Source organism: Methylocaldum marinum (assembly GCF_003584645.1).
Classification (GTDB): Bacteria; Pseudomonadota; Gammaproteobacteria; order Methylococcales; family Methylococcaceae; genus Methylocaldum; species Methylocaldum marinum.
Map to the genome: position 1 here is coordinate 3,167,600 of NZ_AP017928.1, position 25,078 is coordinate 3,192,677.

General features: G+C 55.5%; 19 protein-coding genes, 1 pseudogene and 1 riboswitch. Of the genes and pseudogenes, 18 read left to right on the forward strand and 2 right to left on the reverse strand.

Features of this window, described 5'->3' with window-relative positions; all coding sequences use genetic code 11:
• Positions 1–4 precede the first annotated feature (4 nt).
• The 14 genes and pseudogenes from sS8_RS14000 to sS8_RS14060 all read left to right on the forward strand — a co-directional run bounded on the left by sS8_RS14000 (position 5) and on the right by sS8_RS14060 (position 17,029).
• Positions 5–1,399 (forward strand): sugar transferase, encoded by a 1,395-nt coding sequence (locus tag sS8_RS14000; RefSeq protein ID WP_119630154.1) that lies wholly within the window; start codon positions 5–7, stop codon positions 1,397–1,399.
• Positions 1,389–2,693, forward strand: coding sequence for an oligosaccharide flippase family protein (locus tag sS8_RS14005; RefSeq protein ID WP_119630155.1), 1,305 nt, complete (start codon positions 1,389–1,391; stop codon positions 2,691–2,693). Before sS8_RS14000 ends, sS8_RS14005 begins: the two co-directional genes overlap by 11 nt.
• A gap of 210 nt (positions 2,694–2,903) precedes the next feature.
• Positions 2,904–3,542 carry a GNAT family protein gene (locus sS8_RS14010; protein WP_145986533.1) on the forward strand — a complete coding sequence of 213 codons (639 nt, stop codon included), beginning with the start codon at positions 2,904–2,906 and terminating at the stop codon, positions 3,540–3,542.
• The gene (locus sS8_RS14015) at positions 3,539–4,426 is read left to right on the forward strand and encodes a polysaccharide deacetylase family protein (protein WP_119630157.1); all 888 of its coding nucleotides are present in this window, start codon (positions 3,539–3,541) and stop codon (positions 4,424–4,426) included. The genes sS8_RS14010 and sS8_RS14015 overlap by 4 nt, the downstream gene beginning before the upstream one ends.
• Before the next feature lie 18 nt (positions 4,427–4,444).
• On the forward strand, positions 4,445–5,614 hold the full coding sequence (locus sS8_RS14020; RefSeq protein ID WP_119630158.1) for a glycosyltransferase family 4 protein: 1,170 nt from the start codon (positions 4,445–4,447) through the stop codon (positions 5,612–5,614).
• Positions 5,615–5,843: 229 nt separating this feature from the next.
• The gene (locus sS8_RS14025; RefSeq protein WP_170161076.1) at positions 5,844–6,797 is read left to right on the forward strand and encodes an O-antigen ligase family protein; all 954 of its coding nucleotides are present in this window, start codon (positions 5,844–5,846) and stop codon (positions 6,795–6,797) included.
• A 233-nt stretch (positions 6,798–7,030) separates the two neighbouring features.
• Complete coding sequence (locus tag sS8_RS14030) at positions 7,031–8,179, forward strand: glycosyltransferase (RefSeq protein ID WP_119630160.1); 1,149 nt, start codon at positions 7,031–7,033, stop codon at positions 8,177–8,179.
• The gene (locus tag sS8_RS14035) at positions 8,176–9,384 is read left to right on the forward strand and encodes a glycosyltransferase family 4 protein (RefSeq protein WP_119630161.1); all 1,209 of its coding nucleotides are present in this window, start codon (positions 8,176–8,178) and stop codon (positions 9,382–9,384) included. The genes sS8_RS14030 and sS8_RS14035 overlap by 4 nt, the downstream gene beginning before the upstream one ends.
• A 353-nt stretch (positions 9,385–9,737) precedes the next feature.
• Positions 9,738–10,778: a glycosyltransferase family 2 protein gene (locus sS8_RS14040; RefSeq protein WP_170161077.1), complete on the forward strand. Its 1,041-nt coding sequence runs from the start codon at positions 9,738–9,740 to the stop codon at positions 10,776–10,778.
• Positions 10,779–11,233: 455 nt separating this feature from the next.
• Positions 11,234–11,518 (forward strand): annotated as a pseudogene (locus tag sS8_RS29965) (Wzz/FepE/Etk N-terminal domain-containing protein); the annotation flags it as partial.
• Positions 11,519–11,599: 81 nt separating this feature from the next.
• The gene (locus sS8_RS14045) at positions 11,600–12,748 is read left to right on the forward strand and encodes a GumC family protein (protein WP_232020307.1); all 1,149 of its coding nucleotides are present in this window, start codon (positions 11,600–11,602) and stop codon (positions 12,746–12,748) included.
• Positions 12,749–12,818: 70 nt separating this feature from the next.
• A complete protein-coding gene (locus sS8_RS14050; protein WP_145986534.1) occupies positions 12,819–13,562 on the forward strand; it encodes a CpsD/CapB family tyrosine-protein kinase in 744 nt (247 codons plus the stop codon).
• An 87-nt stretch (positions 13,563–13,649) separates the two neighbouring features.
• A complete protein-coding gene (locus tag sS8_RS14055; RefSeq protein WP_119630165.1) occupies positions 13,650–14,342 on the forward strand; it encodes a class I SAM-dependent methyltransferase in 693 nt (230 codons plus the stop codon).
• Between the two features lie 1,072 nt (positions 14,343–15,414).
• Positions 15,415–15,498, forward strand: a riboswitch (cyclic di-GMP riboswitch).
• A gap of 214 nt (positions 15,499–15,712) precedes the next feature.
• Complete coding sequence (locus tag sS8_RS14060) at positions 15,713–17,029, forward strand: hypothetical protein (protein WP_145986535.1); 1,317 nt, start codon at positions 15,713–15,715, stop codon at positions 17,027–17,029.
• Between the two features lie 386 nt (positions 17,030–17,415).
• On the opposite strand, the gene sS8_RS14065 is transcribed toward sS8_RS14060, so the two are convergent.
• Together sS8_RS14065 and sS8_RS28130 are read right to left on the reverse strand one after the other, a co-directional pair.
• Positions 17,416–17,616: a hypothetical protein gene (locus sS8_RS14065; RefSeq protein WP_119630167.1), complete on the reverse strand. Its 201-nt coding sequence runs from the start codon at positions 17,614–17,616 to the stop codon at positions 17,416–17,418.
• A 48-nt stretch (positions 17,617–17,664) separates the two neighbouring features.
• Positions 17,665–17,811 carry a hypothetical protein gene (locus tag sS8_RS28130; RefSeq protein ID WP_170161078.1) on the reverse strand — a complete coding sequence of 49 codons (147 nt, stop codon included), beginning with the start codon at positions 17,809–17,811 and terminating at the stop codon, positions 17,665–17,667.
• A 560-nt stretch (positions 17,812–18,371) separates the two neighbouring features.
• Between sS8_RS28130 and zwf the strand changes: the two genes are divergently transcribed.
• From zwf to sS8_RS14085, 4 genes are all read left to right on the forward strand, one after another.
• Entirely contained in the window at positions 18,372–19,847 is a 1,476-nt protein-coding gene (zwf, locus tag sS8_RS14070; protein WP_119630168.1) for a glucose-6-phosphate dehydrogenase, read from the forward strand.
• A 552-nt stretch (positions 19,848–20,399) separates the two neighbouring features.
• The gene (locus tag sS8_RS14075; protein WP_119630169.1) at positions 20,400–22,142 is read left to right on the forward strand and encodes a PAS domain-containing sensor histidine kinase; all 1,743 of its coding nucleotides are present in this window, start codon (positions 20,400–20,402) and stop codon (positions 22,140–22,142) included.
• Positions 22,139–22,579: a response regulator gene (locus tag sS8_RS14080; RefSeq protein WP_232020308.1), complete on the forward strand. Its 441-nt coding sequence runs from the start codon at positions 22,139–22,141 to the stop codon at positions 22,577–22,579. Before sS8_RS14075 ends, sS8_RS14080 begins: the two co-directional genes overlap by 4 nt.
• A gap of 7 nt (positions 22,580–22,586) precedes the next feature.
• Entirely contained in the window at positions 22,587–25,052 is a 2,466-nt protein-coding gene (locus sS8_RS14085; protein ID WP_119630171.1) for an EAL domain-containing protein, read from the forward strand.
• Positions 25,053–25,078: the final 26 nt, after the last annotated feature.

Below are 25,078 nucleotides of genomic sequence, written 5' to 3' on the forward strand. Positions count from 1 at the left end.
CCCGATGAACACCGCCTGCAAACGGATCATGGACCTGACATTGGCCTTAATCGGCTTATCGATTGCCGCCCCGGTGATGGGGCTCATTGCCCTATCGGTTTGGCTCGATTCGCCCGGTCCGGTCATTTTTGCCCAGGAACGGATAGGATTGCGCGGCAAGACTTTCAGGCTGTACAAGTTCCGGAAGTTTCCTATCCACTGCCGGGATGCCGGCCCCAAGGTAACGGTAGCCGGCGATGCGCGAATGACCCGCATCGGCGCTTTCCTGGAACGAACCAAGCTCGATGAATTGCCGCAACTGTGGAATATCTTGAAAGGCGATATGTCGTTCGTCGGCCCCCGCCCGGAACTCCGGCACTTCGCCGACCTCTTCACCGGCCGCTACGCCGCCATCCTCGACTATCTGCCCGGGCTTTTCGGCCCGAACCAGGTCGCTTACCGCAACGAATCCGAACTCTATCCGGCGGACGAAGATCCGGAGATCTTTTATCGCCGGGAACTGTTCAGGAAAAAGGCGGACAATGATCTCGCCTATTTTTCCCGGGCAAGCTGTTCAACGGATCTCATGTGGATATGCCGGGGAATCTGGTCGAGCCTGACGGGTGCCATCCATTGGCGCCGTCTCATCGCCGAGTCGGCGACACTCATCGCCCTGGATGCCATATTGATCGAGTGCGCGTGGACGCTTGCGAACCTCGTACGCTTTTCCGGTTTTCCGAGCGGAGAAGACCTGTTCGCATTCGTATCCGGTCTTTGGCTGTTTCCACCCATATTGATCGCCATTCAGTACGTGGGCGGATGTTATAGCCATCCCAGGCAATATTTTTGCTTGGTCGATGCCATGCGCTTAACTCGAATCGTCTCGATGGCATGGCTACTCGCCTTCACCTTTTTGATCGGATTCGCAAGTCGAAACGTCTCGCTGTTCCTGATTCCGATCGGATGGATGCTGCTTATGTCCCTCCTCCCCTTGCCTCGCATCGGGTTCCGCATCCGGGAAGAGAGGGCGCATTCAAAGCGATCGCAGCATTCGAGCCGGGTGGTCATTTACGGCGCGGGCGACGGCGGCATGGCACTCGCGCGCTGGATGACCGGCAAGACAACCCCTCTGAAACTGGTCGGCTTTCTGGACGATAACCCGTACCTCCGCGGAAAAGTCGTCGGAGGCTATCCGATCCTCGGGCGCGAAAGCGACATCGCGACAATACATGCCGTTCACAACATCGACGAAATTTGGGTCACTTTTCAGCCGCCACCGCCCAAGCGGTTTAGGCTCGACGCCTGGTGCGAAAAAACCGGCGCCAATCTCGTCTTGCTGATGGAACTGAAACCGTTTTCCCGGATCGTTAACCGGCCCCCCGGCCATCCACCGGCATTACAGGCAAGTCATGAACGGTGAGAAAAACTTCGTAATCAGAATCATCGACCTCTCTCATAAAAAGCTTTTCGACGAAGGCATAGGCGAGGAAGCCATGGTCTTTGTCAGAAAGGTTTCACACGTCGGCTTGGGTACCGCTTTTTCGACGCTGTTCACCTTTCCGGTAACCATCCTCGCCGGAAGGATTCTGGGATCCGACGAATATGGCCGGTTTGCATTGGTACAGTCGGTCGGAATGGTCTTCGCTACCTTCATGACATTAGGTCTCGATACCGCAATGGTCAAGTATTCTTCCGAAGTCGGCGAGTATGATGGGCAGGCGAGTATCATTTCTACGACATACGTCCTGATCAGCCTATTGATTTGCCTTGCCCTCGCCGTCTCCTTCGCATTTCAGGCGCAGTTGATAAACGCATTCTCGATCGCGCGGGAAGAACTTCTTCTAGCCATTCTATTTGGCTTTTTATTCGCGCTTTTGAACTTGTCGATGAATACCTTAAGAGCACTGGATAGAATGCGTACCTTTTCACTGATTCAGCCCTTATTCGCGGGCATGCTTTTCATTGGTTTCATCACCTTCCTGCTACTTGACGTGCTTTCCTACGAGCTCTCGCTATATCCCTATTTTCTGGCATACGGAATCACATCGGCGACCATTATTGTTTTGATCGGGCGCTATTTGTCGCACGATTACCATAAGGAATGGGCAGGCACTTTGCTCAAATATAGCGCATTTACCGCAATCGGTGCCGTGTCGTTCATGGCTCAGGCTAACGTGGACAGGCTCCTGATAAACAAATATCTAAGTGTCTCCTCCGTGGGCGTATATTTCGCCTATCTGATGGCATCCACGACCGTGGCCGAATATCTTTTCCGAATTTTCAACACTGTCTTTTTTCCAATGGCATCCAGGCAGCGGGACAAGCAAAAGGTTTTTAAGAAGCTAAACAGAGTCATGCCATTTGTATTCGGCGGAGGATTCCTATTTGTATTTTTTTGCGAGTATGTCATTCTCCTCCTCTACGGTGACGATTATCCCATTAATCCGCTCTGGATGGCGCTCTTTGCGATCGCCAGCATTTGCTCATCCATAGGCAGCGTATACTCATGGCTTTTAAATTCCGCCGGGATACAGGGCGTTAAAATCAACGCATTGGCCTCGATTATCCTCGTGGTGCTCATCATAAGCTTATATCTGTGCCTAATCCCTACCCTCGGAATAATTGGAGCCGTGCTCAGCATGATCATCGCGAAATCCATTGCGACTGCCGTTAACCTTGCTTTAAGTAAAAAATACTTGCCGGGTAATGCCTAATGCAGCTTTATGCCTCTCAAGGAAGATACAGGTACCTCTTACATTCGTGACAGCTGATGCATAACCGACATGATCACATACCAGGGACGATGGCTTAAAAGCGGCGAAGTATGGTTTGACGACAAACCTGTCCACAAGGAAGTCGATATTCTCACTTATATTCAGTGCGACAACCCGGTCAATGGCGCGGATTGCCGTCCTTTTCATACCTTGCTGATCGATTTGTCTCCGAGCGCCACTGAGCTCCTGGCGACTTTGTCCGAGAATACGCGGTACAAAATTCGACGCGGAGCGGAAAAGGACGGAGTGAAATATAGGGGTTGGAATTCCAGCCCCCCTGAAGTTATGGCGGCATTCTCAGAGTTCTATGACAGATTCGCCTCTCAAAAAGGTCTGGGTCAGCTCAATCGTGTTTATCTAAACGCGCTGGAAGCGGCCGGGGTGCTCGACATTTCCTGCGTGACGGATAAGGAAGGCAGGGATCTCGTCTGGCATGTCCATTATCGAAACCGGCACCGCGCTCGCCTCCTCTATTCGGCATCCCTGTTTCGGGAAGTCGAGAATAGTGCTTTACGAAACCTGATCGGACGCGCTAATCGTTACCATCATTGGCAGGACATGCTCAGGTTCAAGCAAGCAGGAATCAGAGTCTATGACTTCGGTGGCTGGTACCAGGGTACAACCGACACCGAAAAGCTCGGCATCAATCGCTTTAAGGCGGAGTTCGGCGGAACGGTTGTCACCAATTACAACTGCAAGTTGTTGTTGACCGCGAAATCCCGATTGCTTGTCAATGCGGGCAAATGGCTTGAGCGCGCCATGGAACCGCGCAACGGAGCACGGATGTGAAGACATTTCTATCGGATCATGGCTATTTAACCCTCGGCTACCACAAGGTCGTCTCCGCGGAGCGCATGCTTTCCGAAGACTTGGAGCTGGCCATAGACCGGGAAAGGTTTCGGCGGCAAATATCTTTTCTCAGAAAAACAGGATATCGCTTCGTAACCCTATCTGATCTGGCCGTCCTCAAAAAAAGCAAGGCTCCAGGCAAATATGCGGCAATCACCTTCGATGACGGCTCGCGTGATATTTTTAATCACGCTTTTCCGGTATTACGAGATTTTCATGCACCGGCTACCGTTTTTGTCATAACGAATTTTGTCGGACAGGATAGCTTTTTCCCCTGGGATCTGGAATTCCAGCGTCAAGGAAAAATAAACCTCAGCAGGGAAGATACGTCCATGTCCTGGGACGAGCTTTCTCAGCTCGTACGCGACGGCTGGGAAATAGGATCCCATACGCAAAGCCATCCTTTTCTTACTGAGATCCCGTTGAGCCAGGCGGAGAAGGAAATTTCGGAATCCAAGCGTATTCTGGAAAATACCCTGGAAATTCGGGTCACGAGTTTTTGTTATCCTGCCGGTTACGCCAATTTGCAACTGGCTCTGCTAACCGAGGCTTGCGGCTATGAATGTGCGGTTATCAGCTTTACGTCCCTGCGAAGACCGAACGGCGACATTTCCCCGGAGCATGGCGAATATACAATCAACCGCGTATCGGTATATCGTGGCGACGGAATGTTGAAATATTTCACAAAAACCATAGGACTTTGGGAGGTTTTGCAATCGTCGGCTTTGTGGACGGGAGTTGGGGTGAAGATATTGGCTCAGTTGAGATCGGTATCACAATGGATACCCATGAACAAGATCACTCGCAAAACTTATGAAGTGTGACCTCTCCGGGGAACGTCCGTGAAGATTCTTGTCATAACCCCATCCTTTCTTCCGAAAATCGGCGGCCTGGAGATGGCAGTCCATAACCTGAGCCTCAATTGGGCCAAAATGGGTCATCAGGTGTGTGTGGCCAATATGATATCTAATTGCGCATCGCACCCCGAAGCCGACTACGAGGTCAGAAAAATTCGGGTCCTGCGCGGCGGAGACCGATTCGGCTGGCATCATTTCCCCTGGAACCGATGGATGTCCAATCAAATCGACCGGGTCATTCAAGATTTCAATCCGGACATGATAAGCGCACATTTCGCCTACCCTTGCGGAATCTGGCTTGCCGGCGTATCGCCGGATATACCCTGGACAATCACCTGCCACGCGGCCGACGTTCAAACCTTGAAGGATTATGGCTACGGCTATCGCTTGAAATTCAATATCGACGAAGAAATTGCCGGCGCCCTGGGGAAAGCGACAAAGGTTATCGTGATCTCCGAAAACATAAGACGAATTGTCGAATCCCTCGGCGTACCCTCCGGCGCCATTACCCGTATTCCTGTTGGCGCGGATAGCCGATTGCGGGATTTCGGCCGGGATATGAATATCAGGGCTGCCATGCATATTCCGGCCGGATGCCACTATATTCTTTCGGTCGGGCGAAATTATTTCGCCAAGGGATTCGAGATCGGTCTTGCCGCCTTTGCCAAAATCGCTGATCGATTCCCCGAAACCTATTATCTCTTTATCGGCAAGGATACCGGGATCTTGGCCGAACAAGCCGAGCGGCTCGGTGTCGCAGAGCGCGTTCGGACCTGTGAAATGCTGGCGGGGCCTCATCTGTGGTCAGCTTATCGCGGTGCGATTTTATACCTGTCGCCGTCACGAATCGAAGGTTTCCCCTGCGTAGGCGTAGAAGCCATTATGGCCGGATTGCCCCTGGTTATGACGAATTGTCCGGGCAATAAGGAAGTATTGGAACACGGTGTCAATGGCCTTTTCTGTGCGGTCGACGATATCGACGGCATGGCAGGACAACTGGCACTGCTATTAGCCGATCGGGAACTCCGCCAAAGATTGGCACGGGGCTCCCGGGAGCGTTCCCATCTCTACGACTGGACGGATATTTCTCACGCTTATTTGGAAGCTTGTTTCGGAGCAAACGGAAGGCATTGCCATCATGATTTCCAGAATTAAGGACGAGGCATCCCCGCACCCTCATGCGGAAACCGCCGTATCGTTTGCCGATCAGTGGTTTCCGGAAGCGATGTTTTATGCCTATTTGTTCATAAGCGCCTTCGCTTACGCCATCCTCTATATTCCCAATATGGCACCGGCCCTGCTTTCGGCAACGGCCTTGATTGCGTCCCTGAAATCCCCCTCGAGACTGAAATGGCTGCTTTTGCCGGCTTTAACGCTTTCAATAATGGCCATCATCGATTTTCTGGGCTACCGAGGAGATATGGAAACGATCAAATCCTATCTTTTTTGGACCCTGATGTTTGCCGTTTGCCTGGTTTTACACGAGGACCCCGGGTTCTTCGATCGAGCGAAGAATGTCTTGGCGATATATTTACTGTGTCATTTCTTTTTCCTGCAAGCTAGCCCCGTAGACGAAAATCGCCTGGGTTTGTCTGAAAAGATGTCGATATCGAATCCGAACGACCTGGGCTATTGGTGTGCATTCGGCGTATTCATGAGCCTGATCGCCTCCATCAGAAGCTCCGGATTGAAGCGCGTACTTTATTCATCTTTCGCTCTGATAGCACTGATCGTACTGTTCAGAACCGTATCGCGCAGCGCCCTGATCTTTCTGGCTTTCTCGGTTGCGACGTATTTGTTTCTGTCGATTCGCGAGAGAGGGCGATTTTATTCCATTTTATTCGTGCTTATTTTATTGGCGGTGAGCGGACTGGCATTCAAGCATTTTTTGTCAGAAGGTATGCAAGCTTATCGGCATCGCATGGAATACGAGGAAGACAAGGGCAATTATTCCTTTTCCGGGCGAACTTATTATCTGCAAGAAGGAATCCGGGCCGTTATCGCATCCCCATGGTATGGTACCGGTGAAGACGAGATTTCGCCTCGCGAGGCCTCGAAGCCATCCGCGGCGCCGCATAATGTTTTCGTTGCCGTAGCGCTGCATTATGGGATCTGGCCTACCCTGTTTTTGGCTATTCTTTGGCTTATTACCTTGGTCCGCGCGATCTCGCTTACTTTTTGGGCCGCTGAAAGCCGCAGGCATGATCAGTCGAACGAGCTGTTCGCATTTACCCTGTTCTTGTTCTTGATGTCCAACGTATCCAACAAAATGATGCTTGCGCCATTTTGCGTTCTGTATATGACTAAAGTGTTGACGGCGGGCTCTATTAGGGAATAGTCGACCGCACATCACGGGCACTGGCTAGTATCGAGCGGGTTTGGGCAGCCCGGGTTCGTCGGCAAGGATTGCCGGCCACGAATGCTTGAGGCGAATTACCCTGGCCGACGGCGCCAACGACTTTCACAGGCCCGTTATGCCGTATGAGCGAGATAAAAACGATCTAGCACCGGTTCGCGTGGACGCTGCCTGAGAAGAGCGGCGGGAATTAATGTTGCTCGTGGAGTTAAGGTATGGAGCCCGGGAAGGCAACGATATTGCACGTTATCGGTCAGCTCGGATTGGGTGGCGCCGAGCGGCAGCTTTTTCTGCTGGTGCGTAAGCTTTCCGACCGGTATGGATTCATTATCATATCTTATGATCCCGACCATGCCCAATATGTCGATGCGCTCAGAGAAATCGGCGCGACAGTTTTCGTCATCCCCAGACAGAACGGAATTGGCGGACGCTTAAGGTTTTTGCTCAAAATCCGGGATATTATTCGAGAGGCATCGCCCGAAATCGTACAGACTTGGCTGATATCGGCCAACTTCTGGGGTAGAGCCGCCTACCTTTGTGCCCGGCCGCAAAAACCGCTGATCGCGTCGATACGCAATGTCAAGGAAGCCCGCTACTATGTCTTGTCGAGAATACTGGACGCCATATTGTCAAGATGGACCGATATCGTGATTTGCAATACCCATGCGGCTAAAGCATCGTTATTGCGTTACGGAATCTCTCCCGCGAAGATCCGGGTTATTCATAATGGTATAGAGCCTGACAAATACGATGTCTCTATCTCAAAGAAAACGATTAGACAGCGACTAGGCATTCCACAGGAAAATTTCGTAATCGGAACTATCGGGCGAATAACGCGACAAAAGAATTATCCGCTATTCGTCTCCATGGCGGAAACCCTATTAAAAAGGAATTCGCACCTGCATTTTATCGTCGTTGGCAACGGTGAATTGCGTCCCCAAACGGAAAGAATGATCGAGGAACGGGGTTTGAGGAACAGATTTACGCTCACTGGCGCACGGAACGATATTGCTGAGGTACTCAAGGCCTTTGATTTGTTCATCCTGACTTCGAGTTGGGAAGGGTTTCCGAATGTGCTCATGGAAGCGATGTGCGGCCGCGTTCCGGTCATCGCCACGGCGGTGGGCGGAGTCGCCGAATTGGTTCAGGACGGCGCCAACGGGCTATTGGTCGAGCCGGGTGATCTGGAAGGACTGGTTCGCGCCGTGGAAACCCTGGTTTCCGACACCGAAAGGCGAACTCGGCTGGGAGACGCAGGCCGCCGTTCGATCGAAAACCACTATACGCTGGGACACATGGCGGAACGGACCGCGGCGATTTACGAAGAACTCATGGCAGGGCGAAACAAAGGAAGTTTGCGGTGAAACTGGCCGTTTTCGTCGATCAGGTCTTTTGGTTTGATGGTGAGCATTACTCGACCGATGCAGCCTTCGTCAAGTTTGTGACTGCGTTCGAGTCTTGTTTCGAAAAAATCGTATTCTGCGGCCGTTTATCGGGAGAGCGAAGGCGGGAAAAGTATGTCCTGGACCCCAGGAAAACCGAGGTGTGCGCTTTACCTTTCTATAAGAATCTTTATGCCTTGGGAAAAGTGGGACTCTCCGTCATACCCGAAACATTTCGGATTCTCGCCAGGGAAAGCGAAACCTGGGATCTGGTGTGGCTTTGCGTGCCTAACCCGCTGGCTTTGCTCTATGTTTATCTGTGCAAGCGCAAGCAAATACCTTTTTTCATGATGGTACGCGGTAATCTGGTGCGGGATGTACGCTATCGAAGCCGCGGTCTGATGGGAATGACCGCCCTTGCGGCGGCGGGTTTTCTTCAAAACCGGTTTCAAGCCCTGGCCCGGCGTCATGTCACCTTTGCCATAGGGGAGGAAATGTATCGGCAATACAAAAAGGCCGACACCTCCCCGGTTTTTCGAGGCATTTGCTCCCTGATTTCCGAACGGGACGTCGAATTGTCGCGGGTTCTCAGGGGAACGATCGATCCGAAGCCCCGAAAGCCCGTTCTTTTGAGCGTACTCCGGCTCGAGCCGGAAAAAGGGGGACAGTATTTGATCGAAGCCGTTCGGCTGTTGGTGGAGGACAAACGGCTCGAATTCGAATTGCACCTGGTGGGTTCCGGACGAATGGAAAACGCGCTGCGCAGCCAAGTCAGCCGAATGGGACTGGAAGCCTACATTCAGTTTCACGGATACGTCCCATTTGGTGCCGAGCTTCTGGCGCTTTATCGTTCGGCCTCGGCGTTCATTCTTCCGTCTCTGACCGAAGGTGTGCCCCAGGTGTTGATCGAAGCGATGGCTTGCGGGGTTCCCGTCATAGCCACCAAGGTGGGAGGGGTCCCTCAATTGTTGAAGGATGAAGTTAACGGCTTACTGGTCGAACCGGCTCAGCCGGCGCAGATCTGCAACGCAGTCTTCCGGCTACTGGATGATGAACCTTTAAGAACACGCTTGGTGGAGAATGGTTATCAAACCGGCTTCAAGCATACGCTCGAAAATGAAAGGAACCGCATTTTGACGGTTTTGAAACAGTTCGGCCTGCTACGCCCGGCACAAGCGGAACCATGAACCTAAATCCGGCGGTTGGATACACCCTGAAAAGCGCCAGGCCCTCATCCCCAGCCCTTCTCCAAGACCCTCACCCGACCCTCTCCCAAAGGGAGAGGGCGTTTTGAAGTTCGGGAGAAGGGAGTTCAGCCCCTCTCCCTCCGGGAGAGGGGTCGGGGTGAGGGAATGCGGCGGCTGATGGGGCATTGCGGTCATTTCGGTAGTCAACTGCGGTTTTTAGGATGAAGTATCGAGGCCGCCTGTTTTATTAATCAGAGCTTTCTTTAAAGCGCAGATCTCGAAGACACTGCTCGCCAGGAGTCCGCGAAAGCTGTTTTCGGGAATCCATGAATCGAAGGAATTCAGGAGGAAATATGAGCAACCGGGGATTGGTTTCGATCATCGTTCCCTGCCGAGACGAAGAGCGATTTCTGGCGGCCTGCCTCGATTCCATTATCGCCAACGATTATCCGAAAGATAAGCTGGAGGTTTTCGTTGTCGACGGCGAGAGCCGTGATGCTTCGGTGGTTATTGCCGAAAGTTACGCTCGACGGTATCCCTTTATTCGCGTCTTGCAGAACCCCGGGAAGACGGCGCCCGCCGGACTCAACCGGGGTCTTCGATGCGCCGAAGGGGACATCGTCATGCGCATGGACGTCCATGTGTCTTATCCGCCGCATTACATTTCGACCCTGGTCGACTGGCTCAACCGGACCGGAGCCGGCAATGTGGGTGGCATCTGCATCACGCGGCCGGCCAATGATTCGGCCATCGCTCGGGCGATTGCCATTGCGCTTGCCCATCCTTTCGGCGTCGGCAATTCCTATTTCCGAATCGGCACGTCCGAACCCAGATGGGTCGACACGGTACCGTTCGGCTGCTACCGAAGCGAAGTCTTCCGGCAGGTCGGACTCTTCGACGAAGAACTGGTGAGAAACCAGGACGATGAATTCAACCTGCGCCTTATCAAACACGGGTTGGGCATTTTGCTCGTGCCCGATGTCGCGTCTTATTACTACGCCAGGGAATCGCTTTCCAGGCTTTGGCGTATGTATTTCCAGTACGGTTATTTCAAACCCCTGGTCGCCAGGAAGATCGGCGGAGTATTGACCGTCCGCCAGTTAATACCGGCAGCATTCGCATCGAGCTTGATCGTCACGGGGCTGCCGGCGGCGTGGTTCTTTCCGGCGGCCATCGCGTCGGGACTCATCATTCTTGCCTACACTCTCGCGATTATTGCATGCGCCGCTCGAGTTGTGCCCCGGCACGGATGCAAGCCCGCTTTAGCCCTGGCCGTTGTCTTTCCCGTACTGCACTTGAGTTATGGATTTGGCTATTTGAAAGGAATCATGGACTTTCTCGTATTTCGGAATAAAAGCCCTACCAACGCTATCAAGGTCCCGCTATCGCGATGAAAGCGGATTGACGTTTTTCAACTCTATTTTCCGGAGACTTTGAGGTTTTTCCAGCCTTTGGGTTAGTGGCCTGCCGATCACCGGTACGGATTTTTGCTTATTTCTGATAACGCATGATTGGAGTTAAATGTTTACAGGCTGTGCCCAAAGCGAAACGGCTGGCAAATCAGGACGAACGGTCGAATGTATAGCTATATTCCTATTAGTCCACGGTGGAATCTCTCCAGCAGGAAAACCCTGTCGGAGTCGAAAGAGCCCACTACGCTGGAAATGCAAGCACCGCAAAACCGCATACCCTGATATCTTTTGCATTTTTTGCGATCCCGGAATATGCGTTCACTTGGATAAAAATATTCCTGTCTATCGCACAGATTCGAAGAAATAGTGTTGACTCTGTTGCCGGGTCATTTGAAACGCCTGGATGCACTTAACCTCCGGGGAACGGAGAACGGTTTATGATACGGAATTCTTCCATCAGGGATCTGCTGCACATTACGTTTAAATGGAAATCCCATATTCTATTTGTTTTCTTTGCGACCGTTCTTGGCGTCGCGTCGTACTCTCTGCTCAGCAAGCCTGTTTATGAAGCCAGCTCCAAGCTTCTCATCAAAGTCGGCAGGGAAAATGTCTACGCCCCGACCTTTCTTGCCAGAGAGCAGACCAGTCTTGTCGTGAATGAAAGGCAGGAAGAACAGGTTAATTCTGAAATCGAAATACTTAAAAGCCAGTTTTTGGCGAATAAGGTCATCGAGTCCGTAGGTATTAACCGACTATATCCCGAATTGAATTCAGAACGCCGAGGAGTGCTCGCAGCCCTTTTCATGGAAAAATTCTTTTCGGCTCCAAGCGCGGCGGAAACGAGCGATATCGCCTTGTCGAAATTTCAGGAAAACCTCCGGGTCGAAGGCGTAAAGAAAACCGACGTCATCGATGTTTCGTTTCAGCATGAAGATCCCGTCGTCGCCGCAGCAGTACTGAATACCCTCATAAGCTTATATTTGGACCGACATCTCGACGTCCACCAAGACCCGCAGTTCTCCGGTTTTTTCGGAGAAAAACCGAAAACTTTGGCCGACGAGCTGCAGGAGGCGGAAGCCAATTTGGACGCGTTCAGGAAACAATATGGCGTCAGCTCTTCGCCGGACGAGCTCCGAACACTCCTGGTGAAAGAGGAGGGAGATGTTCGCGCCACTTTGAATCAAACGATCAGCCTGGAGGCCGAGACGGAAGCACAAGTCAAACAATTGCGAGCTCATCTGAAAAAAATACCCGAGCTTGTGAACCTGAATAAAGAAGTCGAGCATAATCCCTACGCAATAAGCACTATTCGTTCGAAGCTCATAGAGCTGCAAATCAGAGAGCGCGAGCTTTTAAATAAGTACAACAGTGACAATTTACTGGTGAAAAACGTAAGAACCGAGATGGAGGAAGTTCTCACTCAGCTGTCCGATGAGGAAGCAAAAGTCTACGAGCGATCCCATTCCGGATTAAACGCCATACGTCAAACCATACAGCAACAGCTTTTGCAAAAAGAGGCTGAACTCAATGCGCTGAAGGCGAAGAGCAGCAGCTTATTGAACTTATTATCCACGTATAAACAAAGACTGGACGAGCTCAACCACATCGAAGTCGGGTATTACCGGCTGAAACAGGAAGTCGATGTGAATCGGCAAAACTATCAGTTCTACCTCGGTAAGTTCGCGGAATCCCGGATATCCAACGCCATGGACAAGGAGCGAATTACCAATGTGAGCCTGATCGATCCGGCACGGCCGCCCTCCAAACCGGTGAGTCCCAAGATTCTTTTGAACCTTGTGCTATCGATTTTTCTCGGAGGCGTGGGAAGCCTTGCCCTGGCTTACGGGATGGAATATTTCGATACCCGATTGGAGAAACCGGAGGACGTCGAAGCTCATTTGAAATTACCCGTTTTGGCGTCGATCGCGGAGTTCAGCTCGAGCGGCAAATAAGCTCGTCCGGCGTCATTTTTTTGAAAATCCGGGTTGCGACTCGTTTCACCTCGTTTTTGGGAGAGAGACCTTGACAGGGATGTTAAATGCGCAGGACATCGTCCGGCGCGCGAATCAACCAGCCGACGTACCGATCGATTTCTACGTGGAGGCAAGCCTTAAGCACGAATCCCCGGTCTTTCGATCACCGGCACAGTATGAAATCCTGAAGAGCAAGCTCTTGACTCTACCGCCGGGCGAGGCTGTCAGGACTGTGCTGCTCGTGGGCTCTGCGGCCGGCGACGGCGTTTCGACCACCGCCATGAATCTGGCCGGGGTGATGGCCCGCGACTCGCAACGCAAGGTCGTTTTGCTGGATACGAATCTCGCTTCTCCGGGCCTGAATGACTTCATCCAGTCCGAACCGGTTCTGGGATTGACGGATATCGTTTACGACAATCTCGAACAGGTCCCTTTCCTCAAACTCGGTTCCGACAATCTTTATGCTCTCCCTGTCGGCCGGAAACGGATGAATCCCATCGAGTTGTTTCAATCCGACAAGTTCGATCGTCTTTTGAGTCTGGTTCGAAATCGCTTCGACTATGTCTTTCTGGATGCGCCGCCGGTTCTTGGCTTTCCGGAAAGCCTCATGCTCTCCGCTAGAGTCGATGCCGTCATTTTGGTGGTTCGTTCCGGTTCCACCCGCGTCGAAGTGGCGGTCAAGGCGAGAAAAACACTCGAGGCCGCCGGCGCCAAACTATTGGGCGTTGTAGTCAACCGGCGGCGATACCACATTCCGGACCGGATATACCGGTTTCTGTTCAAGCGGTCATAATGCATCGGCGACTTCCGGCTTGAATCGGTGCCGAAGTCTCGCCGATCCGAGTCGGCATCAAGGATCATAAGCGAACGAGGATAAAGCATGGCTTCGAGCGATGAAGTTTCTCGTCTGATACGGGTTTACCGCGAATATGAGCAGCGGGACAGTTGGTCCGATCTTAATGCCGGAAATCGGACGATCCTGGAGGAGCGTCGCAGGGTCTTGGGCCGGATACTGGCCGAACACGGCCTTTTGCCGTTGGCCGATCGACGCATTCTCGATGTGGGATGCGGTCAGGGCCAGGTCCTCGCCAGTCTCATGGCGTACGGCGCTGCGCCGGGAAATCTGTTCGGGCTGGATCTCTTGCCGCAACGCATTGAAATCGCCAAACAACGATTTCCGGAAATCCATTTCCGGCAAGGCAATGCCGAATGTCTGGCGTTCGTCGACGGCTTTTTCGATTTAGTGCTTCTGTTTACGGTGTTTTCATCCATCCTGGACGCACAAATGGCGCTAAACGTGTCACAGGAAGTGCGTCGGATACTGAAACCGGGCGGAGCCGTGCTCTGGTACGACTTCCGATATAACAATCCCAACAACCCGAATGTGCGGGGTGTTTCCCGGAAGGCCGTGGCCACGCTGTTCCCGGACTTTTCCCTGCACCTCGATACCATCACCCTGCTCCCCCCGCTGGCAAGACATCTCGGCCGCGCAACTTCCTGGCTTTACCCGGTATTGTCGGCGCTGCCGGTGTTACGCACTCATTACATGGGACTGTTGATCAAGCCGAAGTAGGGGGGACGCTTGTCAAACCCGCACTCATTTCGGGCCGCGCCCAAGTACATTCCAAAAAGCAGTACGGAACGAGAGTGCGGCGCGTAGATCGGCAATCCTTCGCCGACGTCTCGTCCCGGCCGAGCATCTTCGTCGGCAAAGGATTGTCACAAAGGTTTGAAGCAATTCACCCGAACGGAAGGCGCCAACGACTCTCGCCAAGCCTGTTTTGCCATCTGAGCGAGATGCAAACGCTCCAGGCCGTTACATGCCCGCCATCCGTTCGAGATTTTCAAATAGCCGACAGTGGGGTCGACCGGATTTCGGCCGGCCCTTGGACCTCGCTGCTTTGCATTCGCCCGGCCGCCTCTGCCCGCCACCGACGATGATCCCGCCGGTCCGTCCGGGAAGCGTCCCGCAAGGTCTATGGATGAGTCCATGCGGCGGCCTCGGCACCGGTGATTTTTCCACCGGACGAAGACCGAAGCCACCCCCGCGGAAAGATCGCAACCGCCGCGTTCGGAGGCATCCGCTGCGCCGCTTACTCCTGCCTTTTCGCTCAAATCCCGCCGCATCGCCCCTTCAAGCTGTTGTCACATGGCGACCCCGGCTTTCCCAAGGCTATTTCGGGCGCCCATGGAATGACATACGGCCGCCGTTTCTTTCGCCGCACCCGCGCAAGCCCTGTAACTTCTGGGCGACATCAACAAGCTCGGATAGCCAAGCATCTCGATCGGGCTTCATAGAAAACAATAATTTACATTAGTGGCACGTGTTTTGCTGATACCGTCCAAGTCGTGTTTCGGGTCAAGCCACGGCCGATTAAGGGCGGCAATGACCGAACGGATTTACCGCCGATAACGAAATCATTTGGGCGATTGAGGAAATCAGGAAGAAAATGACAACCTTCACGGAATGAATATGACTTCGGCGGTTGTTTGCAATGCAAGACGTTCAAATCCGGAATCGGCACAAGGCGGGATTCCCCGGGCATTTCTGAAGCCATATTTTTGTCAATGACATCCGAATCCTTTCCATTAATGGATTCTTAATCCAGTTTTACGAGGTTTAAGCAGCCTAGTTCATCAACCTTATCTGACAACGCGAAGCCACCGGAAGGCAGCTCCGAAAAATCACCGGCCTGAGGAAAAAACCCCATGACAGCGGGATTTCCAGATATGTTGAACAGGGCTGCTCAACGGCGAATCTCCTAGGGTTTCCCAGACCGCAGAACCCCTTGGGGATTTGTAGTAATGAGTATCTTTAAATCGAATATCAGCCTCCGACTAAATCGAAATTATCAAGGGCAACCCGTACACGCTGCACCCGCCCAAGAAGCCCGCCGGAACCGTGTTAACATAAATCAAACGGTCGGAAGGATTTCGAAAACCTTGAGCTTCTCCTTTTTGCTCTATAGCCTATTCGAACTCTTCTTTCCCCATCTGAGCTTCGCCATTCCCGCTTTCCCCGGCGCCGAGGGTTATGGCAGCGAGACCGTGGGCGGACGAAATGGCCGTGTCATCGAAGTCACCAACACCGACGATTCCGGTCCCGGCAGTCTGCGCCAGGCACTCGAAGTGGAGACGGGTCCTCGTATCATCATCTTCCGCGTCGGGGGCACGATCCCGCTAAAACGTCCGATCGCGATCAAAGGCGCAAACAGTTTCGTGACTGTCGCGGGACAAACCGCGCCCGGTGACGGCATCCAGCTGAAGAATTTCGGACTTCTCATAAAAGATGGCGCGCACGATATCGTTCTCCGCCACTTACGAATCAGACCCGGCATGGATGGGGTGAAGGGATCGAACGGCAGCAATATCGACGCCATAGAATTCTATGGCGCGGATACGAGCAAGCGTATCTACAACGTCGTCGTCGATCATGTCTCCATGCAATGGGCTATCGATGAAAATACAAGTACCTGGGGACATGTCAGGGATGTGACCTTCCAGTACAGCCTCATTGCCGAGGGCTCGACGGAAGGACATCCCGAAGGCGCTCACAGCGCGGGGTTCATTTCCGGCCTGGATAGAAAACCGACCAAACTCAACACCCTGAGCATTCACCACACCTTGTTTGCACACAATATGATGCGCAACCCGAGGATTAAAATGTCCCTGGTGGATTTCAGAAATAACGTGGTGTATGACTGGACGGAATGTGGCACGGCTTATTTTACCGACGGTACGCGATTCAATTTCGTCAACAATATCTTCCTGAAAGGGCCTGCCACTCCCCGCTGCAATACCGTCTTGGGTATGGACGCCACGACAAAAGCTTATCTCTCGGGCAATTACAGTCCTCAATGCCCTGCCGGTTGCGGCGACGACTGGCAGATCGGAGTGTCCGGTAACCGGAACAGCCTGCTGAAGTCTCCTCTCGCAACCCCGCCCGTTACCACGGACCAAACTGCCGCGGTCCTGGAGGCGGTTCTCGCCAAGGCCGGCGCCGTTCGCCCGGCACGGGACGAAGTGGACCAGCGTATTGTCGATGATGTCGTCAACAAAACCGGAAACATCGGCATCGGCGGTGACTACCCCATTCTAAACTCGGATATTGCACCGATCGACACCGATCACGACGGCATGCCGGACAGTTGGGAACTCGAACATGGCCTCGACCCGAACGATGCTTCGGACCGCAATGCCGACCTGAATCAGAACGGCTATACCGACCTTGAGGATTATCTCAATGAGTTGGGCGCCTAGGTTTCTGTTCAGCGTTTTCCGATCGATTCAATGAATCGAGGTTCCTTAGGGTCATAACCTTAACGGCTGCGTGCGATGAGGGCGCCGTCATATGATCGACGAGCCCGTACCCGTATCCTCGGTGATTCGCTCCCCCATAGCGTGCCGGCAACGGCCGAAGTGTGTCGGGGGCGACTCCGGGCGCGGTTCGGAAATCACGCCGACGCTTCATCGAGACCGGTGGTCCCGCCCTCTGCCCCACCGGTCTCACACGCTATCTCCCGAGCGGGATGCTACCGAAAGAATCCCGTTCAGGCTCGAATACATTCCATTCCGCCGGCTTTTCGTCCTATCGATCGGATGGAGCCGGGAAGAGCCGGACAGGGAACGGTTCAACCGATGGTCATTCAATAGCGTCTCAAGCGTCTGAGCCGCGCGGGCATGACGGCAAATGCCACGGCTCCGGCGAATGCCCCTATAGTCGCGAAGACCATGACGCCCAACAGAATGCTCGGCTGCTTCGGCAGACTCCCGATAAGCGCAACGATCAGATAACAGACAGCCGTCGCCAAAGCTCCCGCTTGAGCGCCGCAAACCGCTCTACGCACGACCTTCTCGGGAATTGGACGTGAGCGAAATCTAAACCCCGGGAAAATTCAGGCCAACAGTGCGGGCACACCGCCGAAAAAATAAAACATCGGTGCCGCGAATATCCAGGGCAGGGCTACGACAGCGGGACCGACGACGAGACACCACAGGAACATGTACACAATTGACTGGAAAGTGGGAGCAGGATTCTCCATCGAAATGCCTCGCGAAACCGTGGAAATACTTTAATTTTTGTAGGGTGGGTTAGGCCGCAAGGCCGTAACCCACCGGGCGACCTCGAATCGGTAGGTTACGCTCCGCTAACCCCATAGACACCAGGGACCGTCCGGCGTTTCGGGCAGCGGAAAGCGTTGGAATTCTTCGCGGGACGGCCGCTGAAGTCCAGCGGGATTTGGATGCAGAAATTCAGGGTCCTTTCTCTTGCAATGCGCACTCCCGCGCGAATGGCGCGGAGCATGCCGCTACCAGGATAGGCCGGGTGACATCCGCATTGACATCCGCCACCAAGCCACTTACCATCAGCCCCAGATTCCGCATTATGCGGTTGAATTTTCTATAATTTCTTGCCGGCACGGCGCTAACCGTACGGCAGATTCATTGTGCCCGGCGCAGAATGGCGAAAGCGCATTCCGGCCGTTGCTCGCGGTTTGCGTCGATCAGGCCCCGATCCCGGAACGCCAAGGGAAGGGCTTGTTATGACCGAGTTTTTCCGAGCCCCTCTTGCAACCCTACCCGGCCCATGAGGATTACAACAATGAGTCAACTCCCCTTTCCGCAATCCTTCAACGTGGTTTTTTTCGGCGGCACCGGCGATCTGGTGATGCGCAAGCTGCTGCCGGCGATGTACCAGAGTCACAAAAACGGCCAACTGGGAGAGGCCGGCTATTTCTACTGCCTCGGACGGCGCAACTACACGCCGGAAGAATATCGGTCGATCGCCGAGGAAAAGGCCCGGCACTTCCTGCCGGCGGCAGACTGGGACGACGAAATCTGGGCTGCCTTCCGGCAGCGCGTCGTCTACGAAAGAATCGACGCCGAAAATCCGGAGGAATACGCCGCCCTGAAATCCAGGCTCGATAAGACGCCGGCCGAAGTCAACGTCTTTTTTTTATCGGTCGCGCCGTCGCTGTTCACCATGATCTGCCAAAGCCTGGCGCGGCAGAAGCTCAACGGACCGAATTCCCGGGTGGTGCTGGAGAAGCCCCTGGGACACGATCTCGCTTCCAGCAATGCCATTACCGAGGCGGTCGGCCGCCATTATCATGAAAAGCAGATCTATCGCATCGACCATTACCTGGGCAAGGAATCGGTCCAGAACCTGATGGCGCTGCGCTTCGGCAACGCCCTGTTCGAACCGCTTTGGCGCCGGCAGTGGATCACCGACGTCCAGATCACCATCGCCGAGGAAGTTGGGATCGGCAGCCGCGCCGGATTCTACGACGGTACCGGGGCGCTGCGCGACATGGTGCAGAACCATCTGCTGCAATTACTCTGCTTCGTGGCCATGGAACCGCCTTCCAGCCTCGACTCGGACGCCATCCGCAACGAAAAGCTCAAGGTTCTGGAATGCCTGGTACCGTTCACCGCCGAGGAGGTCAGAGCCAACACTGTGCGCGGACAGTACCGCGCCGGCACTTCCGGCGGCCATGCCGTGCCCGGATATCTCGAAGAGCCCGGCGTCCCCGCCGGCAGCAAAACCGAAACCTTCGTCGCCATCAAGGCGGAAATCGCCAATTGGCGCTGGGCCGGCGTACCTTTTTACCTGTTCACCGGCAAGCGCCTGCCCAAGCGGCTGGCGGATATCGTGATCCATTTCCACGATGTTCCCCATCACATTTTCCCGCTGCCCAGCAACGGCTCGCGCGCCCCGGCGAAACTCGTCATCCGCCTGCAACCCGACGAATCGATCCGCCTCTACCTCAACGCCAAGCTGCCGGGCCATTCGATGCAACTGCGTCCGGTCTCGCTGGATCTCGATTTCACCAGCAAATTCAGCGAGCGCCGCGAAGAAGCGTACGAACGTCTCCTGCTGGATATCATCCGCGGCAATCAGGCGTTGTTCGTGCGGCAGGACGAACTGGAAATGGCCTGGCGCTGGGTCGAACCGATTCTCAACACCTGGGCGGCCGATCCCGAAGGTCCGGAACCGTATAAGGCCGGCACCTGGGGGCCCGCGGCCTCCGCCGAACTGCTGTCGCGCAGCGGCCATCGCTGGCACGAGGACGATTGAGCGCGCGGCGGAAAAGCCTCCACAGGGTAAGTGCGATTCGGACTCATAAACGATTCGAGTCGCCCCGGAACGCCGGTAAGATCGTTTTCATCCGGCTCATACGGCAAAACGGGCTTGGCGGAATTCGTTGACGCCTACAGCCACGATAGATCGACTCAAACCCTCGTAGGTCGGCAATCCTTTGCCGACGAACCCTTCGGCCCGGAGGCGGCGTCGGCAAAGGATTGCCGACCTACTCGCGGAGCTCCCGTAACAATTACGGCCCTCAAAACAAGAATTCACATTGCGTCATATATCCTGCTATTTATATAGTTCCGTGATGGGGGAAATCGCTTCGGTCTGATTGGACTAGACGCGAACGGCTAAACGAAACCACGAACACACATTCACAAACCGGCAGTCCGTGAGGCCTGAGGCGGGCCGTGCTTTTCCGCGGGAACTACCGGGATGACGCCAGAGCCTGCCGAGCTTGCGCGCGGCGTAAGCTCGCGGGTCGAAGTGGTGACCGCTCGATGACGATTGTGAAGAAAGCGCCGGCGGCGCAAAAATAAGATGAACGATGACAAGATAACAATCCCAGGGTCGCCTCCGTCGGAGGAGGAGAAAGCTCCGCTGCTTTCGAGCGACATACCGCTCGCCGAGCCGAACTTCCGACTCCTGTTCGAGGCCGTGCCGGGCCTTTATCTTGTACTGACGCCGGATTTCCGTATCGTCGCAGTCAGCGACGCCTATGTACGCGCCACGATGACCCGCCGGGAGGAGATCATCGGTCGCGACATTTTCGAAGCCTTCCCGGACAATCCGGACGATCCCGACGCGATCGCCGGCCACAACCTCAAAACCTCCCTCCAGCGCGTGCTGCACACCGGTAAACCCGAAGCCATGCCGGTGCAGAGATACGATATCCCGATACCGGCGGAGCAAGGCGGCGGATTCGCGGTACGTTACTGGAGCGCCTACAATACGCCGGCACCCGGGACGGACGGCGCCGTCGCCTATATCATCCACCGCGTGGAGGACGTGACCGAGTTCGTCCAGCTCATGCAGCCGGGAAGCGAGCAAAGCGCGCTTCCCGGCTCGCGCCAAGAACGCGCCGTGCAAATCGAAGCGGAAATCTATGCCCGGGTCAGGGCGGTTGCGGAGGCGGCACTGTGCGAAACCGAGACGCGAGCCAGGCTGATCTTCGAAACCTCACCTCTGGCTATGCTCGTGGTCGATGCGCACCGGCAGATCGTCCAGGCGAACGGGCGTGCCGGCGACGTTTTCCGATGCCCGTCCGAACGGCTGATCGGGCTTCCGGTGGAAGCCCTTATACCCGACCGCTTTCGCACTCACCATCCCGAACTCGTTTCCGAGTACTTCCGCCATCCCGAGCCGCGCGCCATGGGCAAGGGGCGCGATCTGCACGGCGTCCGGATCGACGGCGAAGAATTTCCCTGCGAGGTCAGCCTGGGGCCGGTGCACATCGCCGGGAAGCTTCACGTGATCGTCAGTGTCGTCGACATCACCGTACGCAAACGGGCGGAGGAGGAAATCCTTCGTCTCAACGCCGACCTGGAGAGGCGCGTCGAGGAACGCACCGCCGAACTCCAGGCCGCCAACCAGGAGCTGGAGAGCTTCGCCTATGCCGTCTCCCACGATCTGCGCGCACCGCTTCGGGCCATGGGCGGGTTCAGCCAGGCCCTGGCGGAGGATTACGGCGAGCGCCTCGAGGGAGAAGCCCGCTTCTACCTGGATCAGATCATTCTCGGTAGTCGCCGCATGGGCGAACTGATCGACGGTCTGCTCCAGCTTTCCCGCTGCACTCGTGGCGAGCTGCGGCGTGACCCGGTCGATCTGTCCGCCCTCGCGGAAAGCATTTTTGCCGAGCTGAAGCGGTTGGAACCGTCGCGCCGGGTGGCATGGCAGGTAGAACCGGGACTCGTCGCTCGCGGCGATGCCCGAATGCTCGAGGTTGCCCTGAGAAACCTTATCGGTAACGCCTGGAAATATACGGGCGACACCGAGGCGCCGATGATCCGGATATACACGGAGCCAAAACCGGACAACGAGTTTCAGCTATTCTTTGTAACGGATAATGGCGCGGGCTTCGATATGGCCCACGCCGCCAAATTGTTTCAGCCATTCCAGCGACTGCATCGACAGGAAGAATTCCCCGGTCTCGGCATCGGCTTGGCTACGGTCCAGCGCATCATCCATCGTCACGGCGGCACGATTGGAGCAATTGCTGCTCCGGGGCGGGGCGCCACCTTCTGCTTTTCCCTACCGTTCGCAGGCGGCGACGAGGAGACATGATGAAAATCAAGACGATCCTGTTGGTGGAAGACAACTTCCAGGACGAACTGCTGACCTTGCGCGCGCTGCGGAAAGTCAACCTGGCCAACCAGGTGGACGTCGTGCGTGACGGCCAGCAGGCGCTGGACTATTTGTTCCGGCAAGGCGAATTCGCCGAGCGCAAAGGCCCTGAACTGCCCACCGTGGTTCTGCTCGATCTCAATCTGCCCCGAATCGGAGGCCTCGAAGTGCTGGACCGGCTCCGCGCCGACCCACGCACCGCGTTCTTGCCGGTAGTCATACTCACGTCCTCCGACGAGGAGCGGGACCGCCTTCGCAGCTACGAGAACGGTGCCAACAGTTTCGTCCGCAAGCCGCTGGATTTCACCGAATTCGCCGAAACGGTAGCGCGTCTCGGCGTCTACTGGCTGGCCACGAACGAAGCGCCAGGGGGTTGAAGCGACCGTGAGCGAGCCGCTTAACGTCCTGGTCATCGAGGATAGCGAAGCCGATTTCCGGTTGATCCAGCGCCAGTTGCGACTTCATGGGCTGGCTCCCCGCTGCCGCCGGGTGGAGAGCGGTGTCGAGTTGAACCAGGCTCTGGAGGAAGGCGGCTGGCACGCCGTGTTGTCGGACTACAACGTTCCCGGCCTGGATTTCGCAGAAGCTTTCGGGATGATCCAGGAACGGCTGCCCAATGCACCGGTGATCCTGATCTCCGGCAGCATCGGCGAAGAACGCGCGGTCGAACTGCTCAAGCTGGGGGTGTGGGACTTCGTGCTCAAGGACCGGCCGGGGCGGCTGGGCCCCGCCATCGAGCGCAGCCTGCGCGAAATGAAGGAACGACGGGTGCGGCATGCCGCCGAAGAAGCCCTGCGTGAAAGCGAGCGGCGCTTCCGCCAGATGGCCGAAACGATAGGCGAAGTGTTCTGGCTTTGTTCGCCGGATTTTCGGTCCGTTCTTTACTTAAGTCCCGCATTCGAGCAGGTGTGTGGACGCCTCCGCACAGAACTCTATGCGAATCCGAAACTTTGGCAGGAGATCATTCATCCCGCGGACGCTCCACGGGTGTTGCGCGCCCAGGAAGATCTGGCGCACGGCCGGCGCTTCGATATCCAGTACCGGATCGCCCGTCCCGACGGCACGCTGCGCTGGATCAACGACCGCGGCTACGCATTGCGCGACGATGCCGGCAAGGTCATTCTCGCCTCGGGTGTGGCCCTGGACATCACCGAGCAGTTCCAGGCGGCGGAACGGCTGCGCCAGGCGGCCGCCGTATTCACCAGCACCCAGGAAGGCGTGGTCATCACCGACCTCGACGGCAACATTATCGCCGTCAATCCGGCCTTCACGATGATCACCGAATACACCGAAGCAGAGGTCTTGGGCAAGAACCCTCGGCTCCTCCAATCCGGACATCACGGCCGTGATTTCTTCCAAGCCATGTGGCACGCCATTCGCAGCGCCGGCTCCTGGCAGGGCGAACTCTGGAACCGGCGCAAGAGCGGCGAAATCTATCCGCAGTGGCTGAACATCAGCACGGTACTCAACGAACAGGGCAAGGCGGTCAACTACGTGGGCGTGTTTACCGACATCACCCGCCTCAAGCGTTCGGAAACCCAGCTGGAATACCTCGCTCATTACGATCCGCTGACCGGCCTTCCCAATCGGCTGCTGCTGCTGTCCCGCCTGAACCATGCCCTGGAGCGCGCCAGGCGCGACCGGGCCCGGGGCGCCGTTTTGTTCCTCGACCTGGACCGCTTCAAGAACGTCAACGACAGCTTGGGGCATGCCACCGGCGACGAACTGCTGCAAATCGCCTCTCAACGCATGCGCGGATGCCTGTCCGAATCCGATACCCTGGCTCGCCTCGGCGGAGACGAATTCGTCGTGGTGCTGGAAGACCTGTCCGATCCCGAGACCGCAGCGAACGTCGCGCACAGCCTGATCGACCGCTTCAACGCTCCATTCTGTTTATCCGGAGGACAAGAGGTTTACATCGGCGCCAGTCTCGGAATCAGCATTTTCCCGGACGACGGCGATGAACCCGATCGGCTGATACAGTACGCGGATGCCGCCCTCTACCAGGCAAAAGACAAGGGTCGAGGCACCTATCACTTCTATACCGAGTCGCTGACCCGGTCCGCGAACGAACGGCTCGCCCTGGAAACCCGCCTGCGACGCGCTTTGGAACAAGACGAGTTCGTCCTGCATTATCAGCCGCTGGTGGCATTGACGGACGGGCGGATTTTCGGCGTGGAGGCCTTGGTGCGCTGGCAGATTCCCGGCGAGGGTCTGCTCTACCCCAATCATTTCATACCCTTGGCGGAAGAAACAGGCCTCATCGTGCCGCTGGGCGAATGGGTGCTGCGCACCGCCTGCGCCCGCATGAAAACCTGGCTGGATGCCGGCCTGCCGCTGGAAATGCTGGCGGTCAACCTTTCGCCGCGCCAGTTCCGGCAGGGCGACCTTTACGAACGCATCCGCGCCGTCCTAGCCGAAACCCGTTTGCCGTCCCGGTATCTCGAACTTGAAATCACCGAAACCGCTCTCATGGAAGACGGCCCGGAGAACGAGACCAAACTGGCAGCGCTCAAGGCATTGGGCGTCAGAATCGCGATCGACGATTTCGGCACCGGCTACTCCTCGCTGGCCTATCTGAAACGTTTCCCCATCGACAAGCTGAAGATCGACCAAAGCTTCGTGCGGGATATACCCCAAGATACTTCGAACATGGAGATCGCCGCCGCCATCATCGCCATGGCGCGGAACCTGAAACTGGAGGTATTAGCCGAAGGGGTGGAAGCCGAGGCCCAGCTCGCGTTTCTGAAGCGCCACGGCTGCGATGTCGCTCAGGGCTATTTATTCGGCCACCCGGTCGCGGCCGATGCCATGCAAGCCACCCTGGAAGCGGCCATGGGGAAAGGATGAGCGAAACTCGCCGCCGAAACCCGCTC